The following is a 15,588-nucleotide window of genomic DNA, read 5'->3' as shown; positions in this document are numbered from 1 at the left end:
GATCCTGAAGTTCTTTGGAATGGCCGTTCGTTGCATGCTTCCCAACTTCGCGGCATGGAACGCTCCATCTGGTTCGCCTTGATCTCCATGGTCTTCGCCGGTGTCACGGCCGTGATCGCCAAGGCGGGCATGCGCCATGTGAGTGGTGACGTAGCCTTATTGGTGCGTACCAGCCTGATCTTCCTGCTGGTGTGGGGCAATGCCTTCGCCTTTCGGCAGGTGAAGGACATGGCGTTGCTCACCACCCGTGATGTGCTTCTTCTCTGCTTGAGCGGTGCCACCACCTTCTTCTCGTGGCTGTTCTACTATCGCGCGATGAAGGAGGGTAGCGTTTCGGTGGTGGCCACGATTGACAAGGCGAGCATCGTGGTGACGCTTGTGCTTTGCTTCCTATTCCTCAAGGAACCCTTCACATGGCGCATTGCCTTGGGTGCCACGTTGATCTTGAGCGGACTGTTGGTGCTGGTTTGGAAATGATGGTTGCCAACGTGATGTGCGTGAGCGGGCGAAGCGGCAGCCCGGCGCAGGCAGGGCCTTGCGGATGCGTGCAACGAGGAGGCGACGAAGGAGCCCCCGGAGTTCCGCAGCCGCTGGCCCTGACAAGTTCGGCTACAGCGCAGCACGCGACCCCGAGGCTTTTGCGAGGGGGCACGCCCAAAGAACCACCAGGCGCAGAACAACGATCTTCAGCACCGAGTTCGCGCTGCGCCTGATGGGCGACGTGCAGCAGTACTTCATCGACAAGAAGGTCCGCAACTTCTACAGCGTCAGCATCAGCGGCTACCACATCGCGGAGGCCGGCGCCAACCCCATCTCGCAGCTCGCGTTCACCCTGGCCAACGGCTTCACCTACGTGGAGTACTACCTCAGCCGGGGCATGGACATCAACGCCTTCGCGCCCAACCTGAGCTTCTTCTTCAGCAACGGCATGGACCCCGAGTACGCCGTGATGGGCCGCGTGGCGCGCCGCCTCTGGGCCAAGGCGCTCAAGCACCGCTACGGTGCCGACGAGCGCAGCCAGATGCTCAAGTACCACATCCAGACCAGCGGCCGCAGCCTCCACGCGCAGGAGATCGACTTCAACGACATCCGCACCACGCTGCAGGCGCTCTACGCCATCTACGACAACTGCAATTCGCTCCACACGAACGCCTACGACGAGGCCATCACCACGCCCACCGAGGAGAGCGTGCGCCGCGCCATGGCCATCCAGCTCATCATCAACAAGGAGCTCGGCCTGGCCAAGAACGAGAACCCGCTGCAAGGCAGCTTCATCATCGAAGAGCTCACCGACCTGGTGGAAGAGGCCGTGCTCACCGAGTTCGACCGCATCACCGAACGCGGCGGCGTGCTCGGCGCCATGGAGACCATGTACCAGCGCAGCCGCATCCAGGAGGAAAGCCTCTACTACGAAACGCTGAAGCACACCGGCGAATACCCGATCATCGGGGTGAACACCTTCCTCAGCAGCAAGGGCTCACCGACAATACTGCCGAAGGAAGTGATCAGAGCGACGGAAGAAGAGAAGGAAGCGCAGATCGCGACGGTGGAGAACCTGCGCGCGGCGTACGCGGATGAAGCGGCGAAGGCGATCAAGGACCTTCAGCAAGCCGCGATCCGGAACGAGAACATGTTCGAGGTGCTGATGGAGGCGACGAAATATTGTTCGCTGGGGCATTTGACAGCAGCGATGTTCGAGGTTGGGGGGCAGTATCGTAGGAACATGTAGGTCGGCATGGCTTTTCATCATTGGGTAGCGCCTTGGCCCGATGTGGCAACTGAGCCCGAGGATCAATACATCCTAGCAAGGGACATCTCAGATGGCGATGTGCGCTTGGAGGCATATAAGGCCATGTCGAACAGGAGGAATGGGTTCTTGGAACGGCCGATCGCTCCTGATCTGTTCAAGTTAGCTCCAGGTGCCAGTCCGACGGACATGCTTACGAAGCTGGTACAGCCCCATCGGACCATGGTCATCAGTGACAGATTGAAGGGCATCGTAGAGCACTTCGACATCTTCGAGCATCGCCTTCATCCACTTCGGATGCGTCGCAGCGATGGGCCATCCTTGAACTACTGGATGCTGGAGTGGCGGGACGATGTCATCCAGTATGTCGACTTCGCTCGGTCGAGATTCACCAAGATGGACCTGTTCAGGCGCGCTGCTCCCGTGGATCTGCCAATAAGGTCCTTGGCAGAGTATCAGGAGCAAGTGATTGCGATCAACAAGGAAGCCCCAGCGAGCTTCTGGACGATACGCGGCAATATGGTCGTTTTCGCGACCAATGATTGGCCGGGTCGTGATATGTTTGACCTAGGTGCCCTCAACCTAATCGTTCAACGAGGCCCGATCATCAGTAATCGATTGCTTGGTGCGTTGTTGGATGCTGGGGTCACTGGCATACAGTTCAGCCGAGCCGAAAACATTAAGGATGTATGAGGCACTGTCAGACATTATGAGCATGGCAGTGTACCCTAGGATGGAAGTTCAGACCTTGGTCAAGAACTAGAGCATCTTCGCAGTACTGATGGAAGCGATCGTACTGCTCGCTCGGGCAGCTCACGCAAGCGATATTCGAGTGGAGGGACAGCACAGGCGCAACATGTAGTTCATGACCTCTCACACCGACCTCTCCCAGCTTGAGCGCATCTACAAGGGTGATCGCACCCGCATGGCAAGTTGGGTGGGCATCTACCTGGAAGAGACCCCGGACCAGCTGCAGCGCATGGCGGCGTGCTTGGAGCGCGCGGACCTGGACGGGCTGCTGGCCATCGTGCACGACCTGAAGCCGACCATGCATTACCTGGGCGCACAGCGCATGCAGGAGCTCTTGGTGCGGTTGGCACAGGAGGCGAGGTCGTCTGATGGCGCAACCGGCGCGTCGGTCCTTCCGGAGCTGATGGAAGAGGTCCAGGCCGTAGCGGCGGAATTGCGGCACCACTTCCAAGCCGAACTGGGCTGAGCGCAGAACTGGTGTAAATACGAGGTGCCGGTCCCCTTCACCCCACAACCTTTGGACGATGATCCGCCTAGCCCTCGCCGATGACCAGCTGCTGTTCCGCAAGGGCATGGCCATGATCCTGCGCGACATGGCGGGTGTGCGCGTGGTGCTGGAGTGCGCCAACGGCGAAGAACTGCTCGCTGGGCTGAAGACCACCAAGGTCGACCTTGTCTTGCTCGACCTGGAGATGCCGGTGCTCGACGGCACGGCCACCATGCGACGGATCAAGCAGGAATACCCTGCGGTGAGAGTGATCATCCTGAGCTCCCACGATGAGGACAAGTACATCACCAGCCTCATGGCGCTCGGCGCGAACGGCTACATGCTGAAGTCCGCCGAACCGGACGAGATCGATACGGCCATCCGGTCCGTGGCACAGAGCGGGTTCTACCTGAACGATGCGGTGAACAAGGCGATGCTGCACGGGCTGGTGAAGAAGAAGCAGGTGAAGCCGACGTTCAATGAGATCGATCCCCTGAGCGACCGTGAGCTGGAAGTGCTGCGCGGCATCTGCACGGAACTCACCACGGCGGAGATCGGGGCGAAGCTCTTCGTGAGCCCGCGCACGGTGGAGTTCCACCGCAACAACCTGCTGCTGAAGACCGGCGCGCGCAACATCGCAGGGCTCGTGGTGTACGCCATGACCAAGGGGATCTACACGCCATGAGGGTGCGTGTGCTGCGATCCATGCTGCTGTTCGTTCTCCTGACCGGGAGCGTGGCGCAGGCGCAGTGGGATACGCTCTTCCTTCCGTTCCGTGCGCTCACCATCGAGGATGGCCTTTCGCAGGGCATGGTGAGCAGTATCATCCAGGACCGGGCCGGCTTCATGTGGTTCGCCACCAAGGACGGCCTGAACCGCTACGATGGCTATTCCTTTCGTGTGTTCCGCAACGATCCGGCGGACAGCACCACCGTGCGCGACAACTTCATCCAGGCGATCCACGAGGACCGTGCTGGGCTGATCTGGGTAGGCACGAACAGCGGGCTGGACGTGTTCGATCCCGCAACGGAGGTCTTCCACCATTTCCCATGTGGTGGGCCGGCATCCAGCCCACCTGCTGGCAAGGCAGGCCCGCTCTGGCCAATTGGTAGTGATCAATGTGCGACGAACGCCATCGCGGAAGACCCCGACGGGCATCTCTGGGTGTCGGTGGGACTAGGGCTCTACCGCATCGATGCCGATCGAAGTGGATCTTCTCCTGCAGGGCCAGGCACGCGCGTGGAACTGGTCGGGGCGTGCCCCGGAGTGAAGGTGAATTGGATAGCCTTGGATGAAGCGGGCCTGTTACGCGGGGCATGGACCTTGAACGGCGAGGACCTGAACGTGCGCACCTTCACCGTGGATACCCGCGATGAAGCACGCATCGCGGCCATGATCGCGGATCCGCAACTGCTACCGTGGAGCCCCTTGGTCGCTGGGCAGGGCGAAGAGGATTGGGCCGTCTTTGCCTCCGATACCACCCGGCATCGCACCTACAGCTTCAGTAATGCGGTTCTGGAATTGCGCGATGACGCGAAAGCGATCATCTCCACCACCAGGCTCTCCACCGCAGATTGGATGAGTGTGATCCGCGCGACCCCTGATGCCCATGGAGCGCTGTGGGCGACGGACCACCGATTGTGGCGCTGCGACCCGCGTACCGGCCGGGTAACGCGCCTGATCCCGACATCCGCCGAACTGAGGATCGAGGCGTTGAAGCCGATTTGCCTGTATCGCGATCGCAGCGGTGTGATGTGGATCGGAACGAACGGCTTCGGGGTCCTGCGGTACGACCCACGAGCGGAACGCTTCCACAAGCAGCGGTTGCACAGCATGCGAATGATGGTGCCATTGCGCGACGGGCGCATGTTCGCGTTCACTTGGTCACAATGGGTCTATCTCTTCAAGGAGCCGGACCTCGCACAGTTTTCCATCGAGACCTACGGCAAGGAGATCGATCCGGGGACCTACGAACCCTGTTTGGTGGAGGAAGGCCGTGGGGTGTTCTGGTCGAACATCGGGAATGCGCTCACACGCTACGACGAACGGGACGGAAGCATGCTGCGCTATGCCGACGCGCAGCTCCCGGTCCGCTTCCCGCTCCATATCGGGCATGATAGCCTGATCAGCTTCGGCAGCACCAAGGCCTTCGGCCGGTTCAACACGCGCACCAAGCGATTCAGTGGCATCCCCTATCCCATCCCTGCGCTAGGTGGTACGTATGAGTTCGTGCAGGCCATCGTCCAGGACGCGCAGGGGACCTTCTGGCTCGGCACCATGAAGGGCTTGCTGCGCCTTGACCCGGTTACCAATGCCTGGACCCACTATGCCAATAAGCCGGATGATCCGGGTTCACTTTCCACCGATGTGATCTTCTGCCTGCTCAACGATCCGAAGGACTCGAACATCCTCTGGGTGGGCACCAACGGCGGCGGCCTCGACCGTTTCGACAAGCGCACGGGCCAATGCACGCAGTTCCAGACCCGAGAGGGCCTGCCGAACAACGTGATCTACGGTCTGCTCGCCGATGACGACGGCCAGCTCTGGATGAGCACCAACAAGGGCATCGCACGCTTCGATCCCGTGACGCGGGAGGTCCGGAGCTTCGATGCGACTGATGGCCTGCAAGGCGATGAGTTCAACCGCTATGCCTTCTGCAAGACCGCGGACGGCACGTTCTACTTCGGCGGCGTCAACGGCTTCAATTATTTCCGCCAGGAGGAACTGCGCACCGATACGCTGCCTGCGGTGGTGCACATCACGGACATCAAACTGACGAACCGGTCCATCGCCTTCGGGGCGGAGGGTTCACCCCTGACGGCCCCCACGCACCTCACGCGCGAACTCGTGTTCGCCTACCGCGATGCGGCCATGATCACCTTCGAGTTCGCCACCATGGAGTTCAGTGAACCCGAGGAGCACCGCTACCAATACAAACTGGACGGCTTCGACACCGATTGGATCATGGCCGGCAAGGACCGCAGCGCGGTGTACACGAACCTCGATCCCGGCACCTACACCTTCCAGGTGCGAGGCGACAACCGCGACGGCCTCTGGGACACGGAGGGCACTACGCTCCAGCTGACCGTGCTGCCTCCCTGGTACCGCACGTGGTGGTTCTATGCGCTGTGCGTGCTGGCGATCGGTGGCGGAGTGTTGTTGTACATCCGCTCGCTCACCGCGCAGAAGAAACGCTTGGAGCGGACCGTGGCGCAACGCACGGCGGACTTGAGCAAGGCCAAGGAACGGGCCGAGCACAGCGAACAGGTGAAGCAGCAATTCCTCGCGAACATGAGCCACGAGATCCGCACGCCGATGAACGCCATCGTGGGCATGAGCAATGCGCTGCGCCGCGATAAGCCCACGGATGAAGCGACGCGCGCGAGCTACGTGGATGCCATCGCGACCAGCAGCGAGAGCCTGCTCGGCATCGTGAACGAGATCCTGGACCTGAGCAAGATCGAATCGGGCAAGCTCCAACTGGAAAAGGTGCGCATGGAGCCGCGCAGCGTGATCAAGAGCGTGATCGAGGTGTTGCGCTATCGGGCCGAGGAGAAAGGATTGAAGTTGGATGCGGTGATCGCGAGCGAGGTACCGGTCGCGGTGATGGGCGATCCTGCGCGCCTGCAGCAAATACTGATGAACCTGGTGGGCAACGCGATCAAATTCACCGAACAGGGTTCGATCCGGATACACATGGACGTACAGGAACGGTTGTCCGATGCGATCATGCTCCGCTGCACCGTCACCGACACCGGCATCGGCATCGCACCCGATCGTGTGGCCCATGTCTTCGACGAATTCACGCAAGCCGAGAGCGATCATACGCGACGCTTCGGTGGCACCGGTCTCGGCCTCACCATCTGCAAACGCCTGGTGGACATGCAGGGCGGCACCATCGGCGTTACGAGCGAGGTGGGCAAGGGCAGCAGCTTCATGTTCACCGTTCCTTACGCCATCGCGAAGCAGCAGGAGGAGGCGGAGATCCAGTACGGGCGGGAAATTTCCCGCCCCCACCCATTGCATGACCTCCGCATCCTCCTCGCAGAGGACAACAAACTCAACGTGATGGTGGCGCGGGTGGAACTGGAGAACATCATCCCCGGCCTGCACCTGGATGTGGCGGCGAACGGCCAGCTCGCGCTGGACATGCTGCAAGCCAACGACTACGACCTCGTCCTCATGGACGTGCAGATGCCCGTGATGGACGGCTACGAGGCAGCCCGTGCGATCCGTGCGCTGCCCAACGGGAAGTCCCGCATTCCCATCCTCGCCATGACGGCCAACGTGATGCAGGCCGAATTGGACCAGTGCCTGGATGCCGGCATGGACGGCTTCGTGCCCAAGCCCTTCAAGCAGGAGGAGCTGGTGGCGGCGATCTCCAAAGCGATCAGGCGATCAGAGAATTAGACGATCAGAAGATCGCTCCTTGGGGAAAGGCGATCGGTCCTGGCGGAACCAGGCATTCCATTTTCTGATCGTCTGATCTCGCGAGCAAATCGAAGCGATCATTTTCCGATCGGCTCGCAGAACTGGTATTTCTACTAGGTGTGGGGTGAAACGGTCTTGGGACCTTCGTTCCGTGAAACCAACCCTACTGAACATGAAACACGCTCTACTCGTTCTGGCCTTGATCGCCACGCAGGCACAGGCCCAGATCATCTACACGGATGTGATCCCTGATGCCAGCTACGGTGGCACCAACGACAGCTGCTACCTCGATCTCGATAACAATGGCGAGGCGGACTTCTTGATCATCCGACGGGAGGACCCGGGTTACTGTATGAGCTGCCTTATAGGAACGCATTATCGTGTCCTCATCTATCCAATGTCCACACATGTGATCTCTGGTTTTACCTGGCTTTCCCAACAATTTCCCCAATGCCATCAGAGCGGACAGGTGATCGGCACGAACCTGAGCTACAGCGTGACCAATGGCCTGATGAGGGATGCCTCCCCTAGCGGTGGCTGCCCGCCGATCTTGGTCGGCTGCACTCCCTGGCCTCCATTCTCATGGGCGAACTACCCGGAGGGCTACCTCGGCCTGCGCTTCATGATCGCAGGAGAGATCCACTACGGTTGGGCCCGGCTCAGCATCCCCTCGGCCGCCGGGTTCACCTTGAAGGACTACGCCTACAACAGCGTGGCCAATGAACCGATCGCGGCAGGGGATGATGGAGCGACGACAGGAATAACGAGCATCGCCCTCCGCACCATGCAGGTATCGCCCAACCCGTTCACCGCCGCGTTGAGCATTTCGCTCCAGACCGGAACAACGGGTGCCGTGCTCTGCAGGGTGCTCTCCTTGACCGGCCAAGCGGTGATCACGCGCACGGTGGCAGCCACCAGCGGGCCTTCCGCCATCACCCTCGATCTGGCGTCGCTGGCACCCGGCACCTACCTGCTGGAAATGCAGGTGGACGGCGAACGGATGGTGAGGAAGGTGGTGAAGGAGTAACGGATGATCGGAAAACACACAACTCGGATCACCACACTCTTCACACCATGAAACACGCCAACCCTGTCCTGCTCTCAGCGTTTCTGTTCGCTGGCGTTGCCGAAGCGCAACCCACCATCGACCACAGCAACTTCGCTGCAAGCCCGGGTGAATCGTTCGTGCTGAACGCCAGCACCTGGATGAACCCGGGTGCCAGCGGCGCCAATGTCACCTGGGACTTCAGTGGCCTGGTGATCGATAGCACCTTTACCTATGCGTACGTGGATCCGGCCTCGACACCGATGACCGATAGCTTCCCCACCGCCACAGTGGCGCATGCCGAGGGTAGTGGCTACGCCTACCGCTCCTTCGACGCCACCGGTGGTTACTACCTCGGATACCACATGGACCAAGACGCGGTGGTCGACTACCAGGATCCGGAAATGACCTTCCAATTCCCGTGCACGTATGGCACGCAATGGGTCGATGACCTCTTCGCGGATTACCTCCCCGGCCCTTCCTGGTTTATGCTGGTTCGATCGACGCCGAGGCCGATGGCTATGGGACATTGATCCCTTGCCCTATGGCACCTTCACCAATGTGCTTCGCCTGCATCTCACCAGGAGCTACACCCTCGAAACCCCTTGGCCGGAGGATGGATTCTACGTGGACACGATCTACTACTACCTGCACCCCGGCACGCACTACCCGCTGGTGGAAGTGTATTCCAACAGCGCCGGTGAAGATCTATCATCCCTCACTGTGACCACTGGCGTTCGCTGGCTCAGCGACCCCTTCGCGGGGATACAGGGAACCGTGGCGCCCGCGAACACGCTCGTTGCTGTGGCGCAGGGCGATGGCCTGGTCCGCCTGGACGTAGTGCTGACCACGGGCGGCGCTGCCACGATCGATGTTATCGATGCGGCCGGAAGAAGGGCCGCGCAGGAACGCATGGCTTTGAGCGCGGGAGCCAGCAGCCACACGCTTTCTGTATCCACCCTCAGGCCCGGCCTGTATAGCGTGCGCTTGCTCCTGAACGGCCAGCAGATGACGACACGGTTGGTGATGCCGTGAGCCGGATCCAAGAACCGGTATTTCTACGAGGTGCGGGATGAACCGGTCGTTGGACCTTCGCTCCACCCATACAACACGTTCCGACCATGAAACACGCACTACTCCTTTTGGCCTTGCTCGCCACCCAGGCACAGGCCCAGATCATTTACACGGATGTGGTCCCGGATGCCACCTACACGGGCACCAACGATACTTGCTCCCTCGACCTGAACAACGATGGGAACATCGACTTCCTGATCGTGCAAAGCACGATAAATGCCCCCTGCCCTAACGGCCCTGGCCTGAACTGCGTAGCGACCAATACAAGGCCGCGTAGTTGGGTGAAGATCACACCCCAAGGGACCAATGCGGTGGTAAATGCGGCCTCCTTTGCTTCACAACTTCCAGCGTGGCAGGCGATCGCCCCTGCGTTGAGCTGGAACAATGCGGGTGCGCAGGTCCTGATGACCCAGGGCTCACCAACCTGCGTCTATGCCCCAGTGGGGCTTGGCCAATGGGTCTGCAATCTGGGATCGTTCACTGGGTCATGGTTGGGCGGTGCATCCGTGGATTCCCCCATGTTCCTCGGTTTGCAGTTCGATATCGCTGGAATCACGTTCTATGGTTGGGCCCGCTTGAGCATTCCTACTAACGGTACGAGCTTCACCCTGAAGGACTATGCCTACAACAGCGTGCCTGGTGAAGCGATCCTGGCCGGTGATGTGGGATCGATCACCACAGGCATCACGAGCACCGCGCTCCGGGGCATGCAGCTATCGCCCAATCCGTTCTCCTCAGTGTTGAGCATCTCACTCCCCAGCGGAACAACGGGTGCCGTGCTCTGCAGGGTGCTCTCCTTGACCGGCCAAGAGCTTCTCACGCGCACGGTGGCAGCCACCAGCGGGCCTTCCGCCATCACCCTCGATCTGGCATCGCTGGCACCCGGCACCTACCTGCTGGAACTGCAGACCGGCGGCGAGCGGATGGTGCGGAAGGTGGTGAAGGAGTAACGGAAGATCGGAATACACACAACTCGGAACACCGCACTCTTCACACCATGAAACACATCTACCCTGTTCTGCTATCAGCGCATCTGTTCGCTGGCACCGCGGCAGCGCAACCCATCATCGACCAAAGCAACTTCGCTGCAAGCCCGGGCGAGTCGTTCGTGCTGAACGCCAGCGCCTGGATGGATCCCGGCGCCAGCGGCGCCAATGTCACCTGGGACTTCAGTGGCCTGGTGATCGATAGCGCCTTTACCTATGCGTACGTGGATCCGGCCTCGACACCGATGACCGATAGCTTCCCCACCGCCACACTGGCGCATGCCGAGAATGCTGGCTACGCCTACCGCTCCTTCGACGCCACCGGTGGTTACTACCTCGGATACCACATGGACCAAGACGCGGTGGTCGACTACCAGGATCCGGAAATGACATTCCAATTCCCGTGCACGTATGGCACGCAATGGGTCGATGACCTCTTCGCGGATTACCTCCCCGGCCCTTCCTGGTTTTATGCTGGTTCGATCAACGCCGAGGCCGATGGCTATGGGACATTGATCCTGCCCTATGGCACCTTCACCAATGTGCTTCGCCTGCATCTCACCAGGAGCTACACCCTCGAAACCCCTTGGCCGGAGGATGGATTCTACGTGGACACGATCTACTACTACCTGCACCCCGGCACGCACTACCCGCTGGTGGAAGTGTTCACTAATAGCTCCGGGGAGGAAGGTGGCGAACCCATAGTGACCACGGGCGTTCGCTGGCTCAGCGATCCCTTTGCTGGGATACAGGGAGCCGTCGCGTCCGCGAATACGCTCGTTGCTGTTGCGCAAGGCGATGGCCTCGTTCGCCTGGATCTATCGCTGAACGCAGGCGGAGCTGTCACGATCGATGTGATCGATGCGGCCGGACGAATTGTCGCACAGGATCGGTTGGGCCTTGGCGCGGGAGCAAGCAGCCATACGCTTGCCGTGTCGGCGCTCAGGCCCGGACTTTATACCGTGCGCATGCTCCTGAACGGCCAGCAGATGACGACACGGTTGGTGATGCCGTGAGCCGGATCGCAAAACCGGTATTTCTACGAGGTGCGGGGCCGAACAGGCCCCGCACCTTTGGTCCTGCCTAGCAACCCCTCAACCAACGCCTTCGCCGGGCTTCGGCGACCAACGCATGAAACACCTTCTACTCCTTTTGGCGGTGATCGCCACGCAGGCACAGGCCCAGATCATCGTTATCACCTTCGAAGGCACGGTGAACGGAGCCCCGACACCCTTGGACAGCATCCTTGTGATGAACCTGACGCAAGGAGGGGACACCACCATCTACTTCCCCGATAACGTGCTGGTGTTGGGCACCACAGGGATCAATGATGCAGGGAACCCTGGTCCTGCCATGCAGGGCATGCCCAATCCGTTCGCTGGCAGTACGGAGGTGGTGTTCGATGCCATGGGTGGTATGGCGCTGATCACCTTGCACGATGTTGCCGGGCGCGAGCTATTGTCGCAAGCTGCGAACTTGGAGGCAGGCACACATCGTTTCCGGGTGAGTTGCGAACGGCCGGGGGTACACCTGCTCACGGTGGTGCAGGGCGGTGTCCGGAGCTCTTTGCGCTTGATGGCCACGGAGGGCGCTGGTGTGGCGTGTCTCTCGCTCATGGGTGGTTCGGACCGGGGAGCACCCAAGTCCGACCGTTCCTTGTTCACCTGGACCCCGGGTGACGAGCTGCGCTACATCGGCTACGCCACGAGCGGCGTGGTGTTGCACAGTGCCGCGATCGATGAAGTGCCGGTCGCCACGGCCACGCGCACCTTCGTGATGGCCGCAGGAGCGGTTTGTCCGGCATCCCCAACGGTTACGGACATCGACGGTAACACCTACCCCGTGGTGCAGATCGGCGACCAATGCTGGATGGCCGCCAACTTGAGTACCAGCCGCTACAGGAACGGCGACGACATACCCAACGTTACGAGCAGCCCAGCTTGGGGCCAGTTGACCACCGCTGCCTGGTGCAGCTACAGCAACGATGCTTCCAACGACGCCACCTACGGCAAGCTTTATAACTGGTACGCTGCCGCCAACCCCAACATCTGCCCCCAAGGGTGGCACATGCCCACGGATGCCGAATGGCAGCAAATGGAACTGGCCTTGGGTATGCCGACCGACGAGTTGAACGGCGAGCTTTATAGGGGGCGTTTACAGAACGTAGGCGGCAAAATGAAGGCCACCACCTTGTGGGATGCTCCCAATACCGGCGCCACCAACGAGACCGGGTTCTCAGGTCTTCCGGCCTCCTACCGCAACCATAACGGCTTTTACCTACTTGGCCGCATCGGCTATTGGTGGACTGCCACCGAGTACAGTTCGGGCGGCGCGCTGATCCGCGGCCTCAGCTTCGTTGGCCCGAACCCGAACGATACCACGCTAGGCATCGAGAGGCGGTTCATGGGCAAGATCCTCGGGGGCTGCCTGCGTTGCGTCATGGATTGACGCTTCGAATGCGCACAACGCACCTTCACGTTGACCTGTCCAGAAGAGGTTCCAGCCACCGTAGGATCTCTCGGCAAGGACACTGGGGCATGAGCCACCAAGTGCGCCGGGCATTCCATATTCTGATCATCTGATCTCGCGAGCAAAGCGAAGCGATCATTTTCTGATCGGCTTGCAGAACTGGTATTTCTACGAGGTGCGGGATGAACCGGTCGTTGGACCTTCGCTCCACCCATACAACACGTTCCGACCATGAAACACGCTCTACTCATCTTGACCTTGATCGCCACCCAGGCACAGGCCCAGATCATCTACACGGATGTGATCCCTGATGCCACCTACACGGGCACCAACGACACCTGTTCCCTCGATGTGGACAACGATGGGAACATCGACTTCCTGATCGTGCAGCGCACGGTGAACGCCCCGTGCCCGGGCGGCCCGGCTAATTGCGCCGCGACAAATACACGGCCGCAAAGTTGGGTGAGGATCACGCCGCAAGGGACCAATGCCGTGGTGACCGCGGCCACCTTCGCCTCTCAGCTTCCAGAGGGGCAGCTGATCAGCCCTGCTTCGGCATGGAACAATACGAGCCACCAGGTATTGATCACCCAGGGCGCGCCAGCGTGCATCCCCTTTGGGCTGGTGAATCCGCCACAGTGGTATTGCCGGGCAGGGCTCTACACGGGAGCCTGGTTGGATAGCGCGTCCGTAGCTTCACCTAAGTTCCTCGGCCTGCGGTTCGAAAGCGCTGGAAGCACCTACTATGGTTGGGCCCGATTGAGCATCCCCTCAAATGGAACGAGCTTCACCCTGAAGGACTATGCATACAGCAGCGTGGCTGCTACGGGGATGCTTGCAGGGGAGACCCAATGCGCCATCCCCTTAGGCCTGTCCGTGACCAACGTGGACTCCAATACGGTGAACCTCACGTGGCAATCGACCACCACCGACACCTTCAACCTGCGGTACCGGCCAACGGGTGCGGCTACCTGGTCGGTGATCGACTCGATCGCCGCGACCAACTTCACCTTGGCGGGCCTTTCCGGTTGCACCGAGTATGAGTTCCAGGTGGAAGGCTTGTGCGATGGCGTATCGACCGGCTATTCGGCAAGCTTCATCCGCACCACCTTGGGCTGCGGCGCGTGCATCGAACTGACCTATTGCCCCAGCTACAGCATTCTCACCGGAGATGAGTACATCGCTCGTGTTGCGGTGGGCACCTTGGACAACCAGTCCGGCGCCAACGATGGCTATGGCGATTTCACCGGGTTAGGCACCGCGCTGCAGATCGGTCAGGGCCACCCCATCACCCTTGAACCGGTCTTTGTTCTATTCGATGTCTACCCCATGTACTTGAGAGTGTATGTGGACCTTAACCAGAACGGCAACTTCACCGGCCCGGGGGAATTGGCCTATAGTGCCAGCGTCTTTGCGCAAGGCTCCATCAGCGGCACGCTCAACATTCCCGCGAATGCGTTGACAGGTCCCACCCGTATGCGCGTGGTCATGGTGGAAGGTGACCCAGCGACCACGAGTTGCGACTATTACAACATCGGCGAGACCGAGGACTACTGCATTGAACTCGTGAACAACACCACCTCGGTGGGCGAAGGCACGCATTCCGCACAGCTGCGCGTGTTTCCCAACCCCAGCGATAGCGAGGTCATCTTCGATCTGGCGGGCATCGGCGCAGGAACAACGCTGCGCATCGATGTGCTGGACGGGATCGGCCGCACCGTGGCAAGCCAGAACCTGGACCAGGGGCGTGCCATGATCACCACCTCCGGATTGGCCGATGGCCTCTACGTGTATCGCATCACCCGCAGCGGTATGGAGGTGGCGAGCGGCAGGTTCCAAGTGCAGCACTGAGCACCGGCTCCTGGTCCTCATCAGGTCTTCGCTCTGCGCAGAGCTTGCGGAATGTCGATTCTATGGCAATTCAGAAGGAGCACGGCCTGGCCAGGAATGAGAACCCGCTTGTGCAGCCATCATCGAAGAACCCGCCGACCTGGTGGAAGCGGGGAGCCGGTCCCGGCCCCGAGCCGCAGTGCTTGCTCGGGCAGTTGACGCAGGCGATGTTCGAGGTGGGGGGCAGTACCGGAGGAACTCGCAACGCGCAATAGCCGCCCTGCTTTCAGGTAGTTCCATTCCCCATGGACCGCTCCATCGCCTTCGCCCTCCTCTCCATGGTCTTCGCCGGGGTAACGACCGTGCTGGCCAAGGCGGGCATGCGCCACGTGAGCGGCGATGTGGCCCTGCTGGTGCGCACCTGCCTCATCTTCGGGCTGGTGTGGGGCAACGCCTTCGCCTTCCGGCAGCTCAAGGAGCTGGCCCTGCTCACCATGCGTGATGCGCTCTTTCTGTGCCTCAGCGGCGCCACCACCTTCTTCTCCTGGCTGTTCTACTACCGGGCGATGAAGGAGGGCAGCGTATCGGTGGTGGCCACCATCGACAAGGCGAGCATTGTGGTCACGCTGGTGCTCAGCTTCCTCGTGCTGCGCGAGCCCTTCACCTGGCGCGTGGCCCTGGGCGCCACCCTCATCCTGTGCGGCTTGGTGGTGTTGGTGTGGAAGTAGGGGGGGGCGTGCCGGCTCGAAGACTCGCCGACGCGCTTTCC

General features: G+C 60.8%; 13 protein-coding genes and 1 pseudogene. All 14 read left to right on the top strand.

Annotated features, from left to right (window positions below; translation table 11 throughout):
* Nucleotides 1–54 precede the first annotated feature (54 nt).
* Complete coding sequence (locus IPK70_12955; protein ID MBK8228066.1) at nucleotides 55–477, top strand: EamA family transporter; 423 nt, start codon at nucleotides 55–57, stop codon at nucleotides 475–477.
* 205 nt (nucleotides 478–682) lie between these two features.
* Nucleotides 683–1,729, top strand: a pseudogene (locus IPK70_12950) (methylmalonyl-CoA mutase).
* A gap of 6 nt (nucleotides 1,730–1,735) precedes the next feature.
* The gene (locus IPK70_12945) at nucleotides 1,736–2,440 is read left to right on the top strand and encodes a hypothetical protein (protein MBK8228065.1); all 705 of its coding nucleotides are present in this window, start codon (nucleotides 1,736–1,738) and stop codon (nucleotides 2,438–2,440) included.
* A 172-nt stretch (nucleotides 2,441–2,612) separates the two neighbouring features.
* Complete coding sequence (locus IPK70_12940) at nucleotides 2,613–2,963, top strand: Hpt domain-containing protein (GenBank protein ID MBK8228064.1); 351 nt, start codon at nucleotides 2,613–2,615, stop codon at nucleotides 2,961–2,963.
* Nucleotides 2,964–3,021: 58 nt separating this feature from the next.
* Nucleotides 3,022–3,669, top strand: coding sequence for a response regulator transcription factor (locus IPK70_12935; protein MBK8228063.1), 648 nt, complete (start codon nucleotides 3,022–3,024; stop codon nucleotides 3,667–3,669).
* Nucleotides 3,666–7,394: a response regulator gene (locus IPK70_12930; GenBank protein ID MBK8228062.1), complete on the top strand. Its 3,729-nt coding sequence runs from the start codon at nucleotides 3,666–3,668 to the stop codon at nucleotides 7,392–7,394. The genes IPK70_12935 and IPK70_12930 overlap by 4 nt, the downstream gene beginning before the upstream one ends.
* Before the next feature lie 193 nt (nucleotides 7,395–7,587).
* Nucleotides 7,588–8,442 carry a T9SS type A sorting domain-containing protein gene (locus IPK70_12925; protein MBK8228061.1) on the top strand — a complete coding sequence of 285 codons (855 nt, stop codon included), beginning with the start codon at nucleotides 7,588–7,590 and terminating at the stop codon, nucleotides 8,440–8,442.
* 47 nt (nucleotides 8,443–8,489) lie between these two features.
* Nucleotides 8,490–8,993, top strand: a complete 504-nt coding sequence (locus IPK70_12920; GenBank protein ID MBK8228060.1) for a hypothetical protein — start codon at nucleotides 8,490–8,492, stop codon at nucleotides 8,991–8,993.
* A 4-nt stretch (nucleotides 8,994–8,997) separates the two neighbouring features.
* Nucleotides 8,998–9,495, top strand: coding sequence for a T9SS type A sorting domain-containing protein (locus IPK70_12915; protein MBK8228059.1), 498 nt, complete (start codon nucleotides 8,998–9,000; stop codon nucleotides 9,493–9,495).
* Between the two features lie 86 nt (nucleotides 9,496–9,581).
* A complete protein-coding gene (locus IPK70_12910; protein MBK8228058.1) occupies nucleotides 9,582–10,484 on the top strand; it encodes a T9SS type A sorting domain-containing protein in 903 nt (300 codons plus the stop codon).
* Nucleotides 10,485–10,531: 47 nt separating this feature from the next.
* Entirely contained in the window at nucleotides 10,532–11,536 is a 1,005-nt protein-coding gene (locus IPK70_12905; GenBank protein MBK8228057.1) for a T9SS type A sorting domain-containing protein, read from the top strand.
* 115 nt (nucleotides 11,537–11,651) lie between these two features.
* Nucleotides 11,652–12,968, top strand: coding sequence for a hypothetical protein (locus IPK70_12900; protein ID MBK8228056.1), 1,317 nt, complete (start codon nucleotides 11,652–11,654; stop codon nucleotides 12,966–12,968).
* 252 nt (nucleotides 12,969–13,220) lie between these two features.
* Entirely contained in the window at nucleotides 13,221–14,840 is a 1,620-nt protein-coding gene (locus tag IPK70_12895; GenBank protein MBK8228055.1) for a fibronectin type III domain-containing protein, read from the top strand.
* Nucleotides 14,841–15,124: 284 nt separating this feature from the next.
* Complete coding sequence (locus tag IPK70_12890) at nucleotides 15,125–15,547, top strand: EamA family transporter (GenBank protein MBK8228054.1); 423 nt, start codon at nucleotides 15,125–15,127, stop codon at nucleotides 15,545–15,547.
* The last annotated feature ends 41 nt before the right edge of the window (nucleotides 15,548–15,588 follow it).

The organism is Flavobacteriales bacterium, assembly GCA_016712535.1.
GTDB lineage: Bacteria > Bacteroidota > Bacteroidia > Flavobacteriales_F > PHOS-HE28 > PHOS-HE28.
This window is presented reverse-complemented; position numbering and strand designations above follow the sequence as displayed.